At 70.5% G+C, this 16,549-nt stretch carries 13 protein-coding genes and 1 tRNA gene; 9 read left to right on the plus strand and 5 right to left on the minus strand.

Annotated features, from left to right (window positions below):
* Positions 1 to 75 precede the first annotated feature (75 nt).
* On the minus strand, positions 76 to 1,827 hold the full coding sequence (locus ACFWZ5_RS38675; protein ID WP_384801139.1) for a beta-galactosidase family protein: 1,752 nt from the start codon (positions 1,825 to 1,827) through the stop codon (positions 76 to 78).
* Positions 1,828 to 1,995: 168 nt separating this feature from the next.
* On the opposite strand from ACFWZ5_RS38675, the gene ACFWZ5_RS38680 reads away from it, so the two are divergent.
* The 6 genes from ACFWZ5_RS38680 to ACFWZ5_RS38705 all read left to right on the plus strand — a co-directional run bounded on the left by ACFWZ5_RS38680 (position 1,996) and on the right by ACFWZ5_RS38705 (position 9,848).
* A complete protein-coding gene (locus ACFWZ5_RS38680; protein WP_384801136.1) occupies positions 1,996 to 2,898 on the plus strand; it encodes a helix-turn-helix domain-containing protein in 903 nt (300 codons plus the stop codon).
* Positions 2,899 to 2,909: 11 nt separating this feature from the next.
* Entirely contained in the window at positions 2,910 to 3,233 is a 324-nt protein-coding gene (locus ACFWZ5_RS38685; RefSeq protein ID WP_384801133.1) for a chorismate mutase, read from the plus strand.
* 206 nt (positions 3,234 to 3,439) lie between these two features.
* Positions 3,440 to 5,944: an aminopeptidase N gene (gene pepN, locus ACFWZ5_RS38690; protein WP_384892030.1), complete on the plus strand. Its 2,505-nt coding sequence runs from the start codon at positions 3,440 to 3,442 to the stop codon at positions 5,942 to 5,944.
* Positions 5,945 to 6,075: 131 nt separating this feature from the next.
* Positions 6,076 to 6,918 (plus strand): SDR family oxidoreductase, encoded by an 843-nt coding sequence (locus ACFWZ5_RS38695; protein ID WP_384801124.1) that lies wholly within the window; start codon positions 6,076 to 6,078, stop codon positions 6,916 to 6,918.
* Between the two features lie 105 nt (positions 6,919 to 7,023).
* Positions 7,024 to 8,412 (plus strand): pyridoxal phosphate-dependent decarboxylase family protein, encoded by a 1,389-nt coding sequence (locus tag ACFWZ5_RS38700; RefSeq protein WP_384801121.1) that lies wholly within the window; start codon positions 7,024 to 7,026, stop codon positions 8,410 to 8,412.
* The gene (locus ACFWZ5_RS38705) at positions 8,409 to 9,848 is read left to right on the plus strand and encodes a lysine N(6)-hydroxylase/L-ornithine N(5)-oxygenase family protein (RefSeq protein WP_384801118.1); all 1,440 of its coding nucleotides are present in this window, start codon (positions 8,409 to 8,411) and stop codon (positions 9,846 to 9,848) included. The genes ACFWZ5_RS38700 and ACFWZ5_RS38705 overlap by 4 nt, the downstream gene beginning before the upstream one ends.
* A 40-nt stretch (positions 9,849 to 9,888) precedes the next feature.
* Here the strand turns inward: ACFWZ5_RS38705 and ACFWZ5_RS38710 are convergent, their stop codons facing one another.
* Both ACFWZ5_RS38710 and ACFWZ5_RS38715 read right to left on the minus strand, forming a co-directional pair.
* Positions 9,889 to 10,308, minus strand: coding sequence for a hypothetical protein (locus ACFWZ5_RS38710; RefSeq protein WP_384801115.1), 420 nt, complete (start codon positions 10,306 to 10,308; stop codon positions 9,889 to 9,891).
* 62 nt (positions 10,309 to 10,370) lie between these two features.
* Positions 10,371 to 12,170, minus strand: coding sequence for a bifunctional metallophosphatase/5'-nucleotidase (locus ACFWZ5_RS38715; RefSeq protein WP_384801112.1), 1,800 nt, complete (start codon positions 12,168 to 12,170; stop codon positions 10,371 to 10,373).
* Positions 12,171 to 12,315: 145 nt separating this feature from the next.
* Here ACFWZ5_RS38715 and ACFWZ5_RS38720 point away from each other — a divergent pair, with 145 nt between their 5' ends.
* Positions 12,316 to 13,023, plus strand: coding sequence for an SIMPL domain-containing protein (locus ACFWZ5_RS38720; protein WP_384801109.1), 708 nt, complete (start codon positions 12,316 to 12,318; stop codon positions 13,021 to 13,023).
* Between the two features lie 199 nt (positions 13,024 to 13,222).
* A complete protein-coding gene (gene pyk, locus ACFWZ5_RS38725) occupies positions 13,223 to 14,659 on the plus strand; it encodes a pyruvate kinase (RefSeq protein WP_384892033.1) in 1,437 nt (478 codons plus the stop codon).
* Between the two features lie 61 nt (positions 14,660 to 14,720).
* On the opposite strand, the gene ACFWZ5_RS38730 is transcribed toward pyk, so the two are convergent.
* Both ACFWZ5_RS38730 and ACFWZ5_RS38735 read right to left on the minus strand, forming a co-directional pair.
* Positions 14,721 to 15,509: a helix-turn-helix domain-containing protein gene (locus ACFWZ5_RS38730; RefSeq protein WP_384801106.1), complete on the minus strand. Its 789-nt coding sequence runs from the start codon at positions 15,507 to 15,509 to the stop codon at positions 14,721 to 14,723.
* A gap of 106 nt (positions 15,510 to 15,615) precedes the next feature.
* Positions 15,616 to 15,690: transfer RNA gene (locus ACFWZ5_RS38735), tRNA-Leu, on the minus strand.
* A gap of 97 nt (positions 15,691 to 15,787) precedes the next feature.
* Here ACFWZ5_RS38735 and ACFWZ5_RS38740 point away from each other — a divergent pair.
* Positions 15,788 to 16,444, plus strand: coding sequence for an ANTAR domain-containing response regulator (locus ACFWZ5_RS38740; RefSeq protein ID WP_384801103.1), 657 nt, complete (start codon positions 15,788 to 15,790; stop codon positions 16,442 to 16,444).
* Positions 16,445 to 16,549 lie beyond the last annotated feature (105 nt).

The raw sequence follows: 16,549 nt of genomic DNA on the forward strand, positions 1-16,549 counted from the left end.
CGATTGCTTTTCGGGGGTGCTAGGGGGCTGGCCCCCTAGTTCGGGAAGGGGCGGGTCTGGGGCGCTCCGCGACGGCTACCCCAGCCGTACCACACCCCCCACCCCCACCTCCCCACCCTCCACCTCAAGCACCCACACCGCATTCGCCCCCTCCCGCACCACAGGCCCCGGCACAAAGAGCGACCGCTGCGGCCCCACCCCCCAATACCGCCCGACACAGAACCCGTTCACCCACACGAACCCCCGCCCCCACCCGGGCAGGGACAGCACCGCGTCCCCGGCCCCCACGACCTCCACCACCCCCCGGTACAACCCGGCCCGCCCCCCACCGGGTGCGCCACCCCCGGGCACCGTGTCCGCCGAGCCGAACGCCCCGAGCGCCACCCCCACCGCCCGCACCCCGTGCAGATACTGCCGCTCGTGCAGCACCCCACCCGTGATCCCCTTGGGCTCCCCCACCCGCGGCCCGTAGTTGACGCGGCCGAGGGACTCCACCCACAGCTCCACCCGCGCGGGCCCCCGCACGGGGACGGGCAGCTCCGCCGCGTCCTCGGTGAGCACCCCGGCCCGCCGCCCGTCGACGTACACGACGGCCCGGTCCCGCAGCCCCCGCACCCGCAGGGGGTGGGGGCCCCGCGGCCCCGGCACGTCGAGCGTGTAGCGGACCAGGCCCCGGTCGACACCGAGCTCCTCGAACGTCGGCGGCACGGCGTGCTCGGTCTCGGCGGTGCCCAGGTGCTCGGCGACGGCGTCGAGGGACACCCAGTCGGTGAGCCGCGCGGACACGGGCGCCGCAAGCGCGGGCGGCGCCGCGGGCACCTCCGGCAGCGGCCCCTCCGCGTACGCCGCGAGCACCTCACGGAACAGCCAGAACTTCTCCGTGGGCCGCCCCGCCTCGTCGATCGGCGCGTCGTAGTCGTACGACGTCACATCGGGTTGGAGCACCCCGTCGTGCAGCGCCCCACCGCCCCGGTTGGCGCCCGCCCACCCGGCGAAGTTCGTGCCGCCGTGCGCCATGTAGACGTTCACCGACGCACCGCACCGCAGGATCTCCCGCAGCGCGTCGGCCGCGTCCCGCGGGTCCCGCACGGTGTGCTCCGCGCCCCAGTGGTCGAACCAGCCGCACCAGAACTCCATGCACATCAACGGCCCCTTGGCCCGGTGCCGGCGCAGCACGTCGAAGCTCTCCCGCGCCTGCGAGCCGAAGTTCACCGTCGCCAGGACCCCGGGCACGCTGCCGCCCGTCAGCATGTGGTCCTCCGGACCGTCCGACGTGCACAGCTCCGCCGTCACCCCGAGCGCGCGCAACAGCTCCGCGAGCCGCCGCAGATACACCTGGTCCGAGCCGTAGCTGCCGTACTCGTTCTCGACCTGCACCAGGATCACCGGGCCGCCCCGGTCGTGCTGCCGCGCCACGACCTGCGGGAGCAGCCGCGCGAACCACCGCTCGACATGCGCCAGATAGCGCTCGTCACGGGTCCGGGCCCGCGCCCCGACCTCACCCGTCAGCCAGTACGGCAGGCCCCCGTTGTCCCACTCGGCGCAGATGTACGGGCCCGGCCGCACGATCGCCCACAGACCCGCCCGGTGCGCGGCGTCCAGGAACCGGCCGAGCGCCGCCACGTCGTGGAACTCCCCGGGACGCGGCTCGTGCACGTTCCACGGGACGTACGTCTCCACGCAGTTGAGCCCCATCGCCCGCAGCATCGCGAGCCGGTGCCCCCACTGCTCCTCGTGCACCCGGAAGTAGTGCAGCGCCCCCGAGAGCACCCGCACCGGCCGCCCGTCGAGCTCGAAGTCGTCCTCGCCCACCCTGAAGCCGTTCATCGCGTCCTCCCCGGCCGATCATGTACGGCAGCCACGATTGCCTCTGGCGGGCGGCACGGTCCATGGACAAAGATCGAGCCCGATTGGACTGGCGGGACCGGCCGGGACCGGTGGGCCCGGCGGGACCGGCGGGGACTCGACACCGGGGTACGAGAGGGGCCGACGCGGATGTACCACACCTGGATGCGGTATTTCACGCCCAGCCCGGTCCACCAGCGCCTCGGCCTGGTGTGCCTCGGCGTCGGCCTGCAGCACGGCACCCTGCCCACCGTGGGACCCCGCACCCTCGACCACCACGTCGCCGTCGTCGTCAGCGCGGGCAGCGGCTGGCTCCGCACCGCCGACGGCCGCCGCAGGCCCGTCACCGCGCCCGCCCTGATCTGGCTCACGCCCGGCGTGCCGCACCACTACGGCGCCGACCCCGAAACCGGCTGGGACGAGTGCTTCGTCGACTTCACCGGGCCCGACGCGGCCACGTACACCGAACTCGGCTACATCGAACCCGACCGGCCCGTCGTCCCCCTCGCCGACGCCGGAGCCGCCCGCGCCGTCGTCAGCCGCGTCGCCCGCGCCGCCCGCCGCGGCAACCCCCTCCTCGAGGTCGAGACCAGCGCCGCCGTCCACGAACTCCTCGTCACCCTGCGCCGCGCCCGCGCCGACATCGCCCCCGACGGCGACCCCGTCCTGCAGTCCCTGGCCCGCGACGCCTTCCAGGCCCTGTCCGTCACCGAACACGCCGCCCGCCACGGCATGACCCCCGCCGAACTGCGCACCGCCGTCCGCCGCGGCGCGGGCTGCAGCCCCAAGGACTACCTCCTCGGCATCCGTCTCGGCCGGGCCAAGGAACTCCTCGCCGCCACCGAACTGCCCGTCGCCGCCGTCGCCCGCCGCGTCGGCTACGACGACCCCGCCTACTTCTCCCGCCTCTTCACCCGCCGCGTCGGCATGGCCCCCGTACGCTTCCGCGAACAGCAGGGCCGCGCCGTGCCCGGCGGCTGGTCCCAGCAGATCCCCGACCCCGAACACCCGCCGATCCTGACGTCCTCGGGAGACCGCGCCGAGGACACGTAGGCTCGCATGCCATGACCACGAACAACCCGGCCGAGCGCACCGACCCCGCCGTACTCGCCGAGCTGTCCCGCCTGCGCGACAGCATCGACAACATCGACGCCGCCGTCGTCCACATGCTCGCCGAACGCTTCAAGTGCACCCAGCAGGTCGGCCACCTCAAGGCCAACCACCACCTGCCCCCCGCCGACCCGGCCCGCGAGTCCCGCCAGATCGCCCGCCTCCGCGAACTCGCCGAGAACGCCAAACTCGACCCGGCCTTCGCCGAGAAGTTCCTCACCTTCATCATCGCGGAGGTAATCCGCCACCACGAAACAATCGCAAACGAAAAGACCTGACCCTGCTGTGGGCGGCTCGTGGTGCCGCCCCCGCTGCGGGCGGCTTGTGGTGCCGCCCCCGCTGTGGGCGGCTGGTCCGCCCAGAGGGCGGAACGGGCGGGCACAGCCCAGGACCACGGCGCCCGCAATCAAGACGCCCGCCCCGACGCACCCCCGGCCAACCAATCCCCCGACCACACAAAGCCTGCGTAAGGCACCATGGCCAGATGCCCGTACTGACGCGCGACGAAGCGCAGACCCGAGCCCAGCTCCTCGACGTCCAGCGGTACGAGATCGCCCTGGATCTCACCACCGGCGAGGAGACCTTCGACTCCCGCACGGTGATCGAGTTCACCGCCGCCGCGGACGGCGACACCTTCGTCGAGCTGAAGCCGGCCCACCTGCGCTCCGTCACGCTCGACGGCGTCCCCCTCGACCCCGAGGACCTCCAGGACAACCGGCTCCCGCTGCGCGCCCTCACGCGCGGCCCGCACGAGCTGCGCGTGGACGCCGCGATGTGCTACTCCCGCACCGGCGAGGGCATGCACCGCTTCACCGACCCCACCGACGGCGAGACCTACCTCTACAGCCAGCTCTGCCTCGACGACGCCCAGCGCGTCTTCCCCGCCTTCGACCAGCCCGACCTCAAGGCCGTCTTCGAGCTGACCGTCACCGCCCCCACGACCTGGACGGTGCTCGCCAACGGCATCACCGAGCACACCGGCGGCGGCACCTGGAAGGCCGCCCCGACGCCCCTGCTCTCGACGTACCTGGTCGCCGTCGCCGCGGGCCCCTGGCACTCCGTGCGCACCGAGCACCGCGGCCTGCCCTTCGGCCTCCACTGCCGCCGCTCCCTCGCACCCCACCTGGACGCCGACGCCGACGAACTCCTCGACATCACCCGCGCCTGCTTCGACCGCTACCACGAGAAGTTCGCCGAGCCCTACCCGTTCGACTCCTACGACCAGGCGTTCGTCCCCGAGTTCAACGCCGGAGCCATGGAGAACCCGGGCCTGGTCACGTTCCGCGACGAGTTCGTCTTCCGCTCCGCCGTCACCGACACCCAGCGCCAGACCCGCGCCATGGTCGTCGCCCACGAGATGGCCCACATGTGGTTCGGCGACCTCGTGACCCTCAAGTGGTGGGACGACATCTGGCTGAACGAGTCCTTCGCCGAGTACATGGGCTACCAGACCACCGCCGAAGCCACCCGCTTCACCGGCACCTGGACCGACTTCGGCGTCACCAGGAAGCCCTGGGGCTACGACGCCGACCAGCGCCCCTCCACGCACCCCGTCGCCCCCGACCCGGACGCCGTGCCCGACACCGCGTCCGCCATGCTCAACTTCGACGGCATCTCGTACGCCAAGGGCGCGAGCGCGCTGCGGCAGCTCGTCGCCTGGCTCGGCGAGAAGGACTTCCTCGCCGGGATCAACACCCACTTCGCGCGCCACAAGTTCGCCAACGCCACCCTCGCCGACTTCATCGACAGCCTCGCCTCCGCCACGGACCGCGACGTCCACGCATGGGCCGAGTCCTGGCTGCGCACGACCGGCGTCGACACGTTCACCCCGACCGTCACCCACAGCGGACGCGAGTGGACCCTCACCCTCGGCCGCGACGGCAGCCGCCCCCACCGCGTCGCCGTCGGCGTCTTCGACCGCGACCTGTCCGACGGCCGCACCCTCGTGCTGCGCGAGCGCTACGAGACCGACGTGCCCGAACAGGACACCCCCGCCCCGCGCGACGGCGGCAGGCCCGCCCTCGTCGTCCCCAACGACCACGACCTCACCTACGCCAAGATCCGCCTCGACGACGTCTCCCAAGAGACCGTCCTGCGCTCCCTGTCCGGCGTCCCCGACCCGCTCACCCGCGCCGTCCTGTGGAACGCGCTGCGCGACATGGTCCGCGACGGCGACCTCGACCCCGCCGCCTACCTCCAGGCCGCCCGCGCCCACCTGCCCGCCGAGACCGACCTGGCCCTCGTCTCCGGCGTCCTCACCTTCGCGGGCACCGTCATCGCCGACTGCTACACCCCGGCCGCCGCCCGCACCGCCGCCCTCGCCACCCTCGACGCCCTGTGCCGCGACGTGATCCGCCGCACCGAGGACGGCACCCACCCCGGCCTCAGGCTCATCGCCGTACGCGGCCTCATCGACGCCGCCACCCAGGCCGAGCCGCTCAGCACCTGGCTCGCCCAGGGCGCCGTGCCCGGCGGGCCCGAGCTCGACCCCGAGCTGCGCTGGCGCGTCCTCGCCCGGCTCGCCGTGCTCGGCGAGGCCGACGAGGACGCCATCGCCGCCGAACTGCGCCGCGACCCCAGCGCCACCGGCCGGGAAGGCGCCGCCCGCTGCCGCGCCGCCCTGCCCGACGCCGCCGCCAAACAGCGCGCCTGGGACGCCATGTTCACCGCCGACGACCTGTCGAACTACCTGTTCACCGCCACCGCCCAGGGCTTCTGGCAGCCCGAGCAGGAAGACCTGGTACGGCCCTACGTACGGCGCTACTTCGACGCCGCCGCCGACCTCGCCGCCCGCCGCGGACCCGCCATCGCCGACGCCGCGGGCCGCCACGCCTTCCCGCTGCACGCCGTCGACGACGACACGCTGCGCCTCGGCGAGCAGTGCCTGGCCCGCACCGACCTCACCCCCGCCCTGCGCCGCAGGCTCGCCGACCAACTCGACGACCTGGCACGGGCGCTGCGGGTCCGCCGCAAGGCCGAGCACGGCTGAGTCCGCACACGGTACGACCCCGGGCCTAGGACCGATTCCCTAGGCCCGGGTCGTCCCTGACGACGATCCGGAGGGCCCCTCCGGCTGCCTAGGGTCAAAGCCGAAACACACCCTGGATCCAAGGAGCCCCCGTGATCGTCGTCACCGGCGCCACCGGCAACGTAGGCCGCGCCCTCGTCCACCAGCTCACCGCCGCCGGCGCCCCCGTCCGCGCCCTCACCCGCGACCCGCAGCGCGCCGACCTGCCCGCCGCGGCCGACGTCACCCCCCTCGTCGTGACGCCCGACCCCGCCGACATGACCGCCCAGTTCGACGGCGCCAAAGAACTCTTCCTGCACGTCGCCGCACCCGGCGACCACACCGCCGCGTTCCTCGCCGCCGCCCGCACCGCAGGCGTCGAACACGTCGTCGCCCTGTCGACCATAGCCGTCGAGGACGGCCCCGAAGCCGACAGCTTCATCCACACCATGCACCGCAAACTGGAACAGGACGTCCGCGACAGCGGCCTCGACTGGACCTTCCTGCGACCCGGCGTCTTCAGCACCAACTCCCTGCAGTGGGCCTGGCAGATCAAGCAGAGCGACACCGTACGCGGCCCCTTCGCCAACGGCGTGTCCACCCCCATCCACGAGGCCGACATCGCCGCCGTCGCCCGCCACGCCCTCCAGGAGCGCCACCACGGCATCGCCCACGCCCTGACCGGACCCGCCCCCATCACGAATGAGCAGCAGATCGCCGCCATCGGCGAAGCCATCGGCCGCCCCCTCACCTACGCGGAGATCCCGCCCGAGGAGGTCGTACCGGAGATGTTCCCGATCATCCCCGCCGAGATGGTGCCCTACTTCATCAAGGCACTCGCCGCCACCGTCGACGCGGACCCGCCGCTCACCGCCACCGTCGAAAAGGTCACCGGCACCCCGGCCCGCACCTTCGCCCAGTGGGCACGCGACCACTCGGGGGACTACCTCGCATAAAGCCCGTCGGAGGGGGAGCCGGGGGCGGAGCCCCCAGTTACCACTTTCGGGTTCCGAAAACTGTCTCCCCGGGCACGGCAACCCCATCCGATACAGGGTGTTCCCATGAGCACCCCGCCACCCCTCGCCGGAGGCACCCAAGGCCCCCAAGAACTCCGGCCGTTGGTGGCCGCCGTCCTCGACGCGCTGCAAGCCGGCGCAGCCGCCCGCGGCGGGCCCCTCCCACGCGGGGGGCCCACCGCCGTCGCCGACCACGTCCGCACGACGGCCGGAGACCTCCTGCCCCCGCACGGCGCGGGCGCCGACACCGCCCTGCGCAGCCTCGTCCACGCCGTGACCGCAGGCGCCGCCGACCCCGCCGACCCCCTGTGCGCCGCCCACCTGCACTGCCCGCCCCTCGCCCTCGCCGCGGCCGCCGACCTCGCCGCCTCCGCGCTCAACCCCTCCCTCGACTCCTGGGACCAGGCCCCCGCCGCCTCCGCCCTCGAAGCGCTCCTCACCACCACCGTCGCCACCGAAGTCCACGGCGGCGGCGACGCCCTCGTCACCACCGGCGGCACCGAGTCCAACCAACTCGCCCTGCTCCTCGCCCGCGAGAAAGCCGCCGCCCACGGCCACCCCCTGCGCGTACTCACCGGCGCCAACGCCCACCACTCCCTGCACCGCGCCGCCTGGCTCCTCGGCCTGCCCGAACCCGTCACCGTGCCCGCACCCCGCGGCACCCTCGACCCCGCCGCGCTCGACGAGACCCTCACCCACCTCGCCGACGAGCCCGGCGACACCCTCGTCACCGCCACCGCGGGCACCACCGACGCCGGCCTCATCGACCCGCTCACCGACATCGCCGACGTGTGCGCCACCCACCGCGCCCGCCTGCACATCGACGCCGCGTACGGCGGCGGACTGCTGTTCAGCGACACCCACCGCGCCAAGCTCCACGGCCTCGACCGCGCCGACAGCGTCACCCTCGACCTGCACAAACTCGGCTGGCAGCCCGCCGCAGCCGGACTCCTCACCGTCCGCGACCCCGCCGACACCACCGCACTCGACCACCGCGCCGACTACCTCAACGCCGACGACGACACCGAAGCGGGCCTGCCCGACCTCCTCGGCCGCTCCCTGCGCACCACACGCCGCCCCGACGCCCTGAAGATCGCCGTCACGCTCAAGGCACTCGGCCGCACCGGCCTCGGCGCCCTCGTCGACCACGTCTGCGCCCGCGCCCGCGCGTTCGCCGACCTCGTCGCCGCCCACCCCCGCTTCGAACTCCACGCCAAGCCCGCCATCAGCACCGTCCTGTTCCGGCCCACCGACGCCGACGACGACCACATCGCGCACGTACGCAGACAGCTCCTCACCGACGGCACCGCCGTCCTCGGCCGCGCCGAACTCGAAGGCCGCCGCTGGCTCAAGGCCACCCTCCTCAACCCGCACACCACCACCGACGACCTCACCCGCCTCCTCGCCCTCGTGGAAGGAACCACCCCCCGATGACCGACACCCCCCAGGCACCCACCACCCCCGAAGACCCCCACGACCTGGTCGGCATCGGCATCGGCCCGTTCAACCTCTCCCTCGCCGCCCTCGCCCAGCCCCTCGGCGCACGCGGCGACCTCGACGCCGCCTTCTACGAACAGCGCCCGTCCTTCCACTGGCACCCCGGACTCCTCATCGACGGCGCCACCCTGCAAGTCCCCTTCCTCGCCGACCTCGTGACCCTCGCCGACCCCGCGAGCCCCTGGTCGTTCCTCAGCTACCTCAAGACCCGCGAACGCCTCTTCCCCTTCTACTTCGCCGAGCGCTTCCACATCCAGCGCGCCGAGTACGACGCCTACTGCCGCTGGGTCAGCGACCAGCTCCCCGGACTGCACTACGGCCACCAGATCGACGCCGTCCGCTGGAACCCCGAACGCGCCCTGTTCGAAGTGGACTTCACCCAGCTCGACGCCGACGGCGAAGCCGAAGCCCTCGGCCGCACCCACGCCAAGAACATCGCCCTCGGCGTCGGCACCGCCCCCTACATCCCCGAACCCCTCAAACCCCTCGCCGACGCCCCCACCGTCCCCGTCATCCACTCCGCCGACTACCTGCTGCACCGCGACCGCTTCCTCGCCGCCGACCACATCACCGTCATCGGCTCAGGACAGTCCGGCGCCGAAATCTTCCTCGACCTCCTCAAGCACCGCCCCGCGGGCGCCGAGAAACTCCACTGGCTCGCCCGCACCCCCGCCTTCGCCCCCATGGAGTACTCCAAGCTCGGCCTGGAACACTTCACCCCCGACTACACCCGCTACTTCCACGCCCTGCCCGAACCCGTACGCGACCGCCTCGTCCACCACCAGTGGCAGCTCCACAAAGGCATCGACGCCGGCACCATCGCCGCCATCCACGACGAGCTCTACCAGCGCACCCTCCACGGCGGCTGGCCCGACGCCGTCCTCACCCCCGGCGTCGCCGTCCGCACCGCGGGCCGCGTCGCCACCACCCGCGTCGAACTCCACCTCGAACACACCGAGGAAGGCACCCGCTCCCGCATCACCACCGACGCCGTCATCCTCGCCACCGGCTACCGCGAACGCCCCCTCGACCAGCTCCTCGCCGGACTCGACCCCTACCTGCGCCGCGACAGCGCCGAACGCCCCCGCATCGACGAGAACTACCGCCTCGTCCTCGACCCCACTATCACCCGCACCGGCAGCAACGTCTACGTCCAGAACGCCGAACGCCACACCCACGGCGTCGGCGCCCCCGACCTCGGACTCGCCGCCTGGCGCAGCGCCACCATCCTCAACGCCCTCACCGGCACCACCCCCTACCCCCTGCCCGACCGCACCGCGTTCACCAGCTTCGGCCTCCAGGAACAGACGGGCCGCGCCACCCCCGGAACCCCCGGGGAGCAGCGCGGCACCCTCGTACGCCTGAAGAACTGACCACCACGGCCACCAGCTACAGCTACAGCTTCGGCTTCGGCTACGGCTTCGGTGCCCGGGACGACGCCCGCAGGCCGGACAGCTCGGCCAGCGCACCCACCGGCGCCACCACCCGCCCCGACCGCGGACACGACCACACGGCCACACTCCCGACCACCCGCGCGTCCAACGGATGCCCCAGCGGATGGTCGGGGCACTCCGGCCACGTCGCCGGCAGCAACTGCGCCGCCAGCGCCTCCACCGCCCAGTCCTTCACCTGCTCCGCGAGATCCGCCACCTGCTCCGCCGTACTCGACCACGGGGCGACCGACACCCCCACCCCCGAACCGTCGGACTCGTACAGCATCACCAGCGGCTCCCCGTCGAAGTCCAACTCCTCACGGACGACGGGCTGCACCGCGCACGTGGCCGACAGATCACGCCGGACGACGGCCAACGCCGCGGAAAGATCCTCGTTCATGACATGAGGCTATATCGGGGGTGTCCCCGCAATATCGGGGGCTTCCTCGCGTCCTCGCACCCTCAGAACACTGGCACACCCTCACGGGTCAGCCGCCAGCCCACCGACGCGAAACCGGCAGGATCGACCGTGCCCTTCGCCTTCACCCACGAGATGATCGTGTTCCGGATCTCCTCCGAGTTCGACCACACCTGTTTCGCACCCGCCACATGCGGGAAATTGCCGCCCCCACTCGCCCGGTAATTGTTCACCGCGAGCACGAACTCCGCCTTCGGATCCAACTCCTTGCCCTCAAAGCGCAGATCCACGATCCGCGCACCCACCGGCTTCGCGATGTCCACGTCGTACGTCACGCCGTACAGCGCGTCATAGTTGTAATCCGGCGTACTGTTCGCATTCGTCAACTTCGCCGGATCCACCGGCGCCCCCGGGGCCGTCTGCACGTAATAGCGCGCCGAGAACTCCAGATAGTCCTTCAGCTGCGCACCCGTGATCAGCCGCGCCTCCAGCGTGTTCTCGAACGGATACAGACCCGCCGCATCCCGGATCGTCACCTCACCCGCCGGAATCCGCGCCGTCCGCGAGAAACACGACGCCTGCGAAAGAACCGGCAGCTTCGCGTACGCACCACCCGCAAGCGCCGCCTTCACCGTCTCCACCTGCACATGACTGATCAGATCGATGATCGGCACATCCTTGTACGGGCCCTCGGCCGTGCTCATCGCCTCCGTGGAGGTGCCGATGACCTGATTGACGTACGCCACGACCTTCTTGTGCTCATCCCCGAGCAGCCGCGTGATCCGCCGGTCCTCCGCCGCCGTATTGGAGTTCAGGACCTTCGCGCCCACCTTCTCCACCCGCCAGCGGCCCTTCGACCACACGAGATCGAAGTCGAACAGCGTCAGACGCTGACCCCACTTCAACGGCTCCGACAGAACGACCTTCTTGCCCGTCGCCTTGTTCTCCACCACATACTCGGGAATCTCCGTGTGCGCGTGCCCCACGAGAATCGCGTCGATCCCCGGCACCTGCTCCGCCACCAGCGCCGCCGCGTTCTCGACGTACGGCAGCTGATCCCCGTACGACGACGTCCCGCTCGACCCCGAATGCGCCGACACGATCACCACGTCCGCGCCCATCGACCGCAGCTTCGGCACCCACTTCGCCGCCTGCTCCTCAAGGCCGGGGAACACCATCTTCCCCCGCACGTTCGCCCTGTCCCAGATCGCGATCCCCGGATTCGTCAGCCCGAGCACCGCCACCCTCACATCACGACCGTGCGGCGTCCGCAGCCGGTGCATGCTGTACGGCGCGAACGCCGGCCGCCGCGTCTTCGCGTCCAACGCGTTCGCACCGAGCAGCGGAAAGTCACACTGCTCCTCGAACTTCCGCAGCACCGGAATGCCGTAATTGAACTCATGATTACCGAGCGCCGCCGCGTCATAACCGATCGCGTTCATCGCCTGCGCCATCGGATGCACCGGACCGCGCTCGGCCGTGATCGGATCGACCTTCGCGTAGTAGTACGACAGCTGCGTGCCCTGAATCGTGTCGCCCGCGTCGATGAGCAGCGTATTGCCGCGGCCCTTCTCCGCACGGACCGCACGCACCAGCGTGGAGATCTTCGCCAGGCCCACATCGTTGTGGTCCTTGTCGTCGAACTCCTTGTCCGTGAAGTAATCCCAGTTGAAGACATTCCCGTGCAGATCGGTCGTGCCCATCACCGTGAACGAGTACCGCTTCGGCCGCTTGCCCGGCCGCGCGGCCGCCTCGGCCGACGGCGCCACCGCCGCGCCCGCAAGGGCCACCCCCACGCCCGTAGCGGCGGACCCGCCCAGGAACTTCCTGCGGTTCAACGGCATCTCGAACTCCTCCAACGCGACTCACAGCGACGTACAAAAGCAGTAACGCGCGTAGATTCTGACCCGTCCGCAAGGCCCGCGACAGACCCGCCAGGTTTCGATCCGATGACTGTCCCGCGCCCACCCGCAGTGCGACAGTGACCCCATGACCACCCAAGAGCCGGAGAACAGCGTCGCCCACGCCACCGCCCACGCCCCGCGCGTAGCGGTCCGCGGAGAAGCCCACCTCGAAGTCGACCCCGAAATCGCCCGCATCGGCATCACCGTCAGCGCCCGCGGCACCGACCGCCACACCGCACTCACCGACCTCACCCGCCGCAACACCACCGTCATCGACCTCGTCAAAACCTACGGCGACGCCGTCGAACGCCTCGAAACCGGCGCCTTCTCCATCACCCCCGAACTCACCAAACGCGGCAAAGGCGAACGCGTCCGCACCTACCACGGCCGCGTCCACATCCACGCCGAACTCACCGACTTCACCGCACTCGGCGAACTCACAACCCGCATCGCCGACTTGGACCTCACCAGCATCGACGGACCCTGGTGGTCCCTGCGCCCCACCTCACCCGCCCACCGCCGCGCCCGCCAGGAAGCCGTCAAGGAAGCCGTCCAACGCGCCCGCGAATACGCCGAAGCCCTCGGCACCACCCTCGCCGCCCTCATCGACATCGCCGACATCGGCGCCGACAACGCCCCCTACCCGCCCTACCCCGCCGCACCCGGCATGGCCCGCGCCGCCTACGGCGGAGCCACCCCCGAAATCGCCGCCCCCCTCGACCTCGAACCCCAACGCCAGTCCGTCTACGCCCAGGTCAACGCCCGCTTCACCATCAACCCACCGCAACTCTGAGAGCCGCGGCGGCCGACCCCCGCAACCATCGCAACTGTGACCACCCCGCACCCTCTTGACCCGAGAGCGACCCCCACGGGCGCTCATCAGAGCAAGCCCCCGCACACTTCAACACTTGTCAAGAGCCCTTCATCCAAAGGTTGTTGAGTAGTCACGCCCAACCAATCCACTACCGGTCAGTAAGGCCTAGTGTCGACACATGCGCCGAGCAAAAATCGTTTGCACCCTGGGGCCCGCCACCGACACCTACGACCAGATCAAGGCCCTGGTCGAAGCCGGAATGGACGTGGCACGCTTCAACCTCAGCCACGGCACCTACGCCGACCACGAGGAGCGCTACCAGCGCGTGCGCAAGGCCGCCGACGAGACCGGCCGCAGCGTCGGCATCCTCGCCGACCTTCAAGGCCCGAAGATCCGCCTCGGCCGCTTCCGCGAAGGCCCCGTACTTCTCGAACGGAACGACACCTTCACCATCACCGTCGAACCCGACGTCGAAGGCGACCGCCAACACTGCGGCACCACCTACGCCGGCCTCGCCACCGACGTCACCCCCGGCGAACGCATCCTCGTCGACGACGGCAAAGTCACCCTCGAAGTCACCGACGTCGACGGCCCCCGCGTCACCACCACCGTCATCGAAGGCGGCATGGTCTCCGACCACAAAGGCCTCAACCTCCCCGGAGTCGCCGTCTCCGTCCCCGCCCTCTCCGACAAGGACGAAGCCGACCTCCGCTGGGCGCTCCGCACCGGCTTCGACATCATCGCCCTGTCCTTCGTACGCAGCGGCCGCGACATCGACGACGTCCACCGCATCATGGACGAGGAACACCGACGCCTCCCCGTCATCGCCAAGGTGGAGAAACCCCAAGCCGTCGACGCCATCGACGACATCGTCGCCGCCTTCGACGGCATCATGGTCGCCCGCGGCGACCTCGGCGTGGAAATGCCCCTGGAACAAGTCCCCATCGTCCAGAAGCGCGCCATCAAACTCGCCAAACGCAACGCCAAACCGGTCATCGTCGCCACCCAGATGCTCGACTCGATGATCGACAACTCCCGCCCCACGCGCGCCGAGGCCAGCGACGTCGCGAACGCCGTCATCGACGGCACCGACGCCGTGATGCTCTCCGGCGAGACCAGCGTCGGCAAATACCCCGTCGAAACGGTCCGCACCATGGCCCGCATCGTCGAAGCGGCAGAAGAAGACATCCTCGCCAAGGGCCTGCCCCCTCTCACAGAGCGCAGCAAACCCCGCACCCAAGGCGGCGCCGTCGCCCGAGCCGCCGCCGAAATCGGCGACTTCCTCGGCGCGAAGTTCCTGGTCGCCTTCACCCAGTCCGGCGACACGGTGCGCCGCCTCTCGCGCTACCGCTCGCCGATCCCCCTTCTCGCCTTCACCCCCGACGCGGCCACCCGCTCCCAGCTCAACCTCACGTGGGGCGTCGAAACGTTCCTGGGCCCCCACGTCGACTCCACCGACGCCATGGTCGACCAGGTCGACGAGCACCTGCTGAAGATCGGCCGCTGCCAGAAGGGCGACACGGTCGTCATCACGGCGGGCTCCCCGCCCGGAGTCTCCGGCTCCACGAACCTGGTGCGCGTGCACCACATCGGCGAGGACGACACACCCAAGTAGCCACAGCCCACGGGGGACCGGGGGGCCGCTCTTACGGGGGGAGCGGCCCTCCGGTCACGTGTCAGTACTTCTTCCCGACGTGGACGTCCATGAGGGCGACGGAGGCCTTGCGGGCGATGGATATGTTGAACGGATCGCTGCCCCGGGCGAGGCTCGTCCACCCGACGCCGACCTTGTCGAGGGTGTCGGTGAACAGTTTCCGGATGTCGTCGGACTTGTTGGTGAAGAAGTACCGGGGGTACTCGTAGCGCTTGCGTTCGCCGCCGACGAGCCGTGTGGTCCAGTTGGTGATACGACATCCGTCGGAGTGGATGAGCCCCCGGATGAATTCCCAGGGATGGGAGTCGACGATGTCCTGTTGCCAGGATTCGAGAGCGATCTTGCGTTCGTGCTTCTTGCCCGGGCCGTGCTGAGGGAAGAGGCACCACAGGTGGTTCGAGTAGACCTTGACGTTGCTGCAGCCTGTCCTGCGGACGCGGCAGACGGAGTTGTCCGGGAACACGGCGCGCATCGCCTGCTCGCAGAGGTCCATGAGCCCGGCCCACGATTCGGTGCAGGTGATCATGAGGCTGGGCACGCGGTGCCCGGAGTACTGAATGATGTGCCCGTCTCCGAGGTAGAGGCCGAGCAGGTACGCATACGCCGCCTCATCGAGAGCGGCACCATCACAGAGCGGGCACTTTGGCTCGTGTCTTCCGGGGCATTCTCCGCGTTTGGCGCGGTCCATGTGCCACCAATAGCCAATCGTGCCGACCGGCACATTCAGCTGGCGCGCGACCTCGGCGTTCTTTGCCCCGCCGCGTAAGAGCGTCAGCGCCTTTTGTCGCACCTCTGTGCCGTGGAAGTTCATGCGACTACCCTGCGCGACTGATCGCAGCTGCGCGTGGCAAGAGGCGGATGTTCACGAGAACGGGAACATCCACTTCTTGAGGTCGACCTTGGAATCGAAGGAAAAGTGCCCCAGGTGGGATTCGAACCCACACTGTCCGCTGTTTGAGAGCGGCCTCTCTAACCAGTTGGAGTACTGGGGCCTTAGAAAGGAAGGGTTACCCTGCCCCCTCGCGTCACCACCTTACCGCAGCTAGGTAGGCTCTTGGGAAGCAGATCTGCCCCTAACGAGGAGCTCCCGTGACCGCCCCCGAGTCGCCCAAGGCCGTAGAGACGCCCGACGATGACAAGTCGCACGTCCCGCCGCTGACGACCCGTGTCGTCATCGCCGAGGACGAGGCCCTCATCCGGCTCGACCTCAAAGAGATGCTGGAGGAAGAGGGCTACACCGTCGTGGGTGAGGCCGGTGACGGTGAGACGGCGATCGAGCTCGCCCGTGAGCACAAGCCGGACCTGGTGATCCTGGACGTGAAGATGCCCGTCCTCGACGGGATCTCCGCGGCGGAGAAGATCGCGGGGGAGTCCATCGCCCCGGTCCTGATGCTCACCGCGTTCTCGCAGCGCGACCTGGTGGAGCGCGCCCGGGACGCGGGCGCGATGGCGTACCTGGTGAAGCCGTTCAGCAAGAGCGACGTCGTGCCGGCGATCGAGATGGCGGTGTCGCGGTTCACGGAGCTGAAGACGCTGGAGAAGGAGGTCGCGGACCTCACGCAGCGCCTGGAGACCCGGAAGCTGGTGGACCGGGCGAAGTCGATCCTGCAGACGGAGTACGGCCTGACGGAGCCGGCGGCGTTCCGCTGGATCCAGAAGACGTCGATGGACCGTCGTCTGTCGATGCAGCAGGTGGCGGAGGCGGTCATCGAGGACGCGGAGGAGAAGAAGGCGGCGAAGGGCTGACCGGGGCCCCGGGCCCCGTAGGGGCGCGGGGAACTGCGCGCCCGGCCCCCACCGGCGGAAGGCCGGATCAAGATCGCGAAGAGGGCGGTCACCCCGACATCGGGG

This window comes from Streptomyces sp. NPDC059003, assembly GCF_042740445.1.
Taxonomy (GTDB): Bacteria; Actinomycetota; Actinomycetes; order Streptomycetales; family Streptomycetaceae; genus Streptomyces.

What these genes read in the sequence shown, in the direction of transcription:
- ACFWZ5_RS38675 (WP_384801139.1), bottom strand. Translation starts at nt 1,827, where the DNA reads ATGAACGGCTTCAGGGTGGGCGAGGACGACTTCGAGCTCGACGGGCGG.
- ACFWZ5_RS38680 (WP_384801136.1), top strand. Translation starts at nt 1,996, where the DNA reads ATGTACCACACCTGGATGCGGTATTTCACGCCCAGCCCGGTCCACCAG.
- ACFWZ5_RS38685 (WP_384801133.1), top strand. Translation starts at nt 2,910, where the DNA reads ATGACCACGAACAACCCGGCCGAGCGCACCGACCCCGCCGTACTCGCC.
- pepN (WP_384892030.1), top strand. Translation starts at nt 3,440, where the DNA reads ATGCCCGTACTGACGCGCGACGAAGCGCAGACCCGAGCCCAGCTCCTC.
- ACFWZ5_RS38700 (WP_384801121.1), top strand. Translation starts at nt 7,024, where the DNA reads ATGAGCACCCCGCCACCCCTCGCCGGAGGCACCCAAGGCCCCCAAGAA.
- ACFWZ5_RS38705 (WP_384801118.1), top strand. Translation starts at nt 8,409, where the DNA reads ATGACCGACACCCCCCAGGCACCCACCACCCCCGAAGACCCCCACGAC.
- ACFWZ5_RS38710 (WP_384801115.1), bottom strand. Translation starts at nt 10,308, where the DNA reads ATGAACGAGGATCTTTCCGCGGCGTTGGCCGTCGTCCGGCGTGATCTG.
- ACFWZ5_RS38715 (WP_384801112.1), bottom strand. Translation starts at nt 12,170, where the DNA reads ATGCCGTTGAACCGCAGGAAGTTCCTGGGCGGGTCCGCCGCTACGGGC.
- ACFWZ5_RS38720 (WP_384801109.1), top strand. Translation starts at nt 12,316, where the DNA reads ATGACCACCCAAGAGCCGGAGAACAGCGTCGCCCACGCCACCGCCCAC.
- pyk (WP_384892033.1), top strand. Translation starts at nt 13,223, where the DNA reads ATGCGCCGAGCAAAAATCGTTTGCACCCTGGGGCCCGCCACCGACACC.
- ACFWZ5_RS38730 (WP_384801106.1), bottom strand. Translation starts at nt 15,509, where the DNA reads ATGAACTTCCACGGCACAGAGGTGCGACAAAAGGCGCTGACGCTCTTA.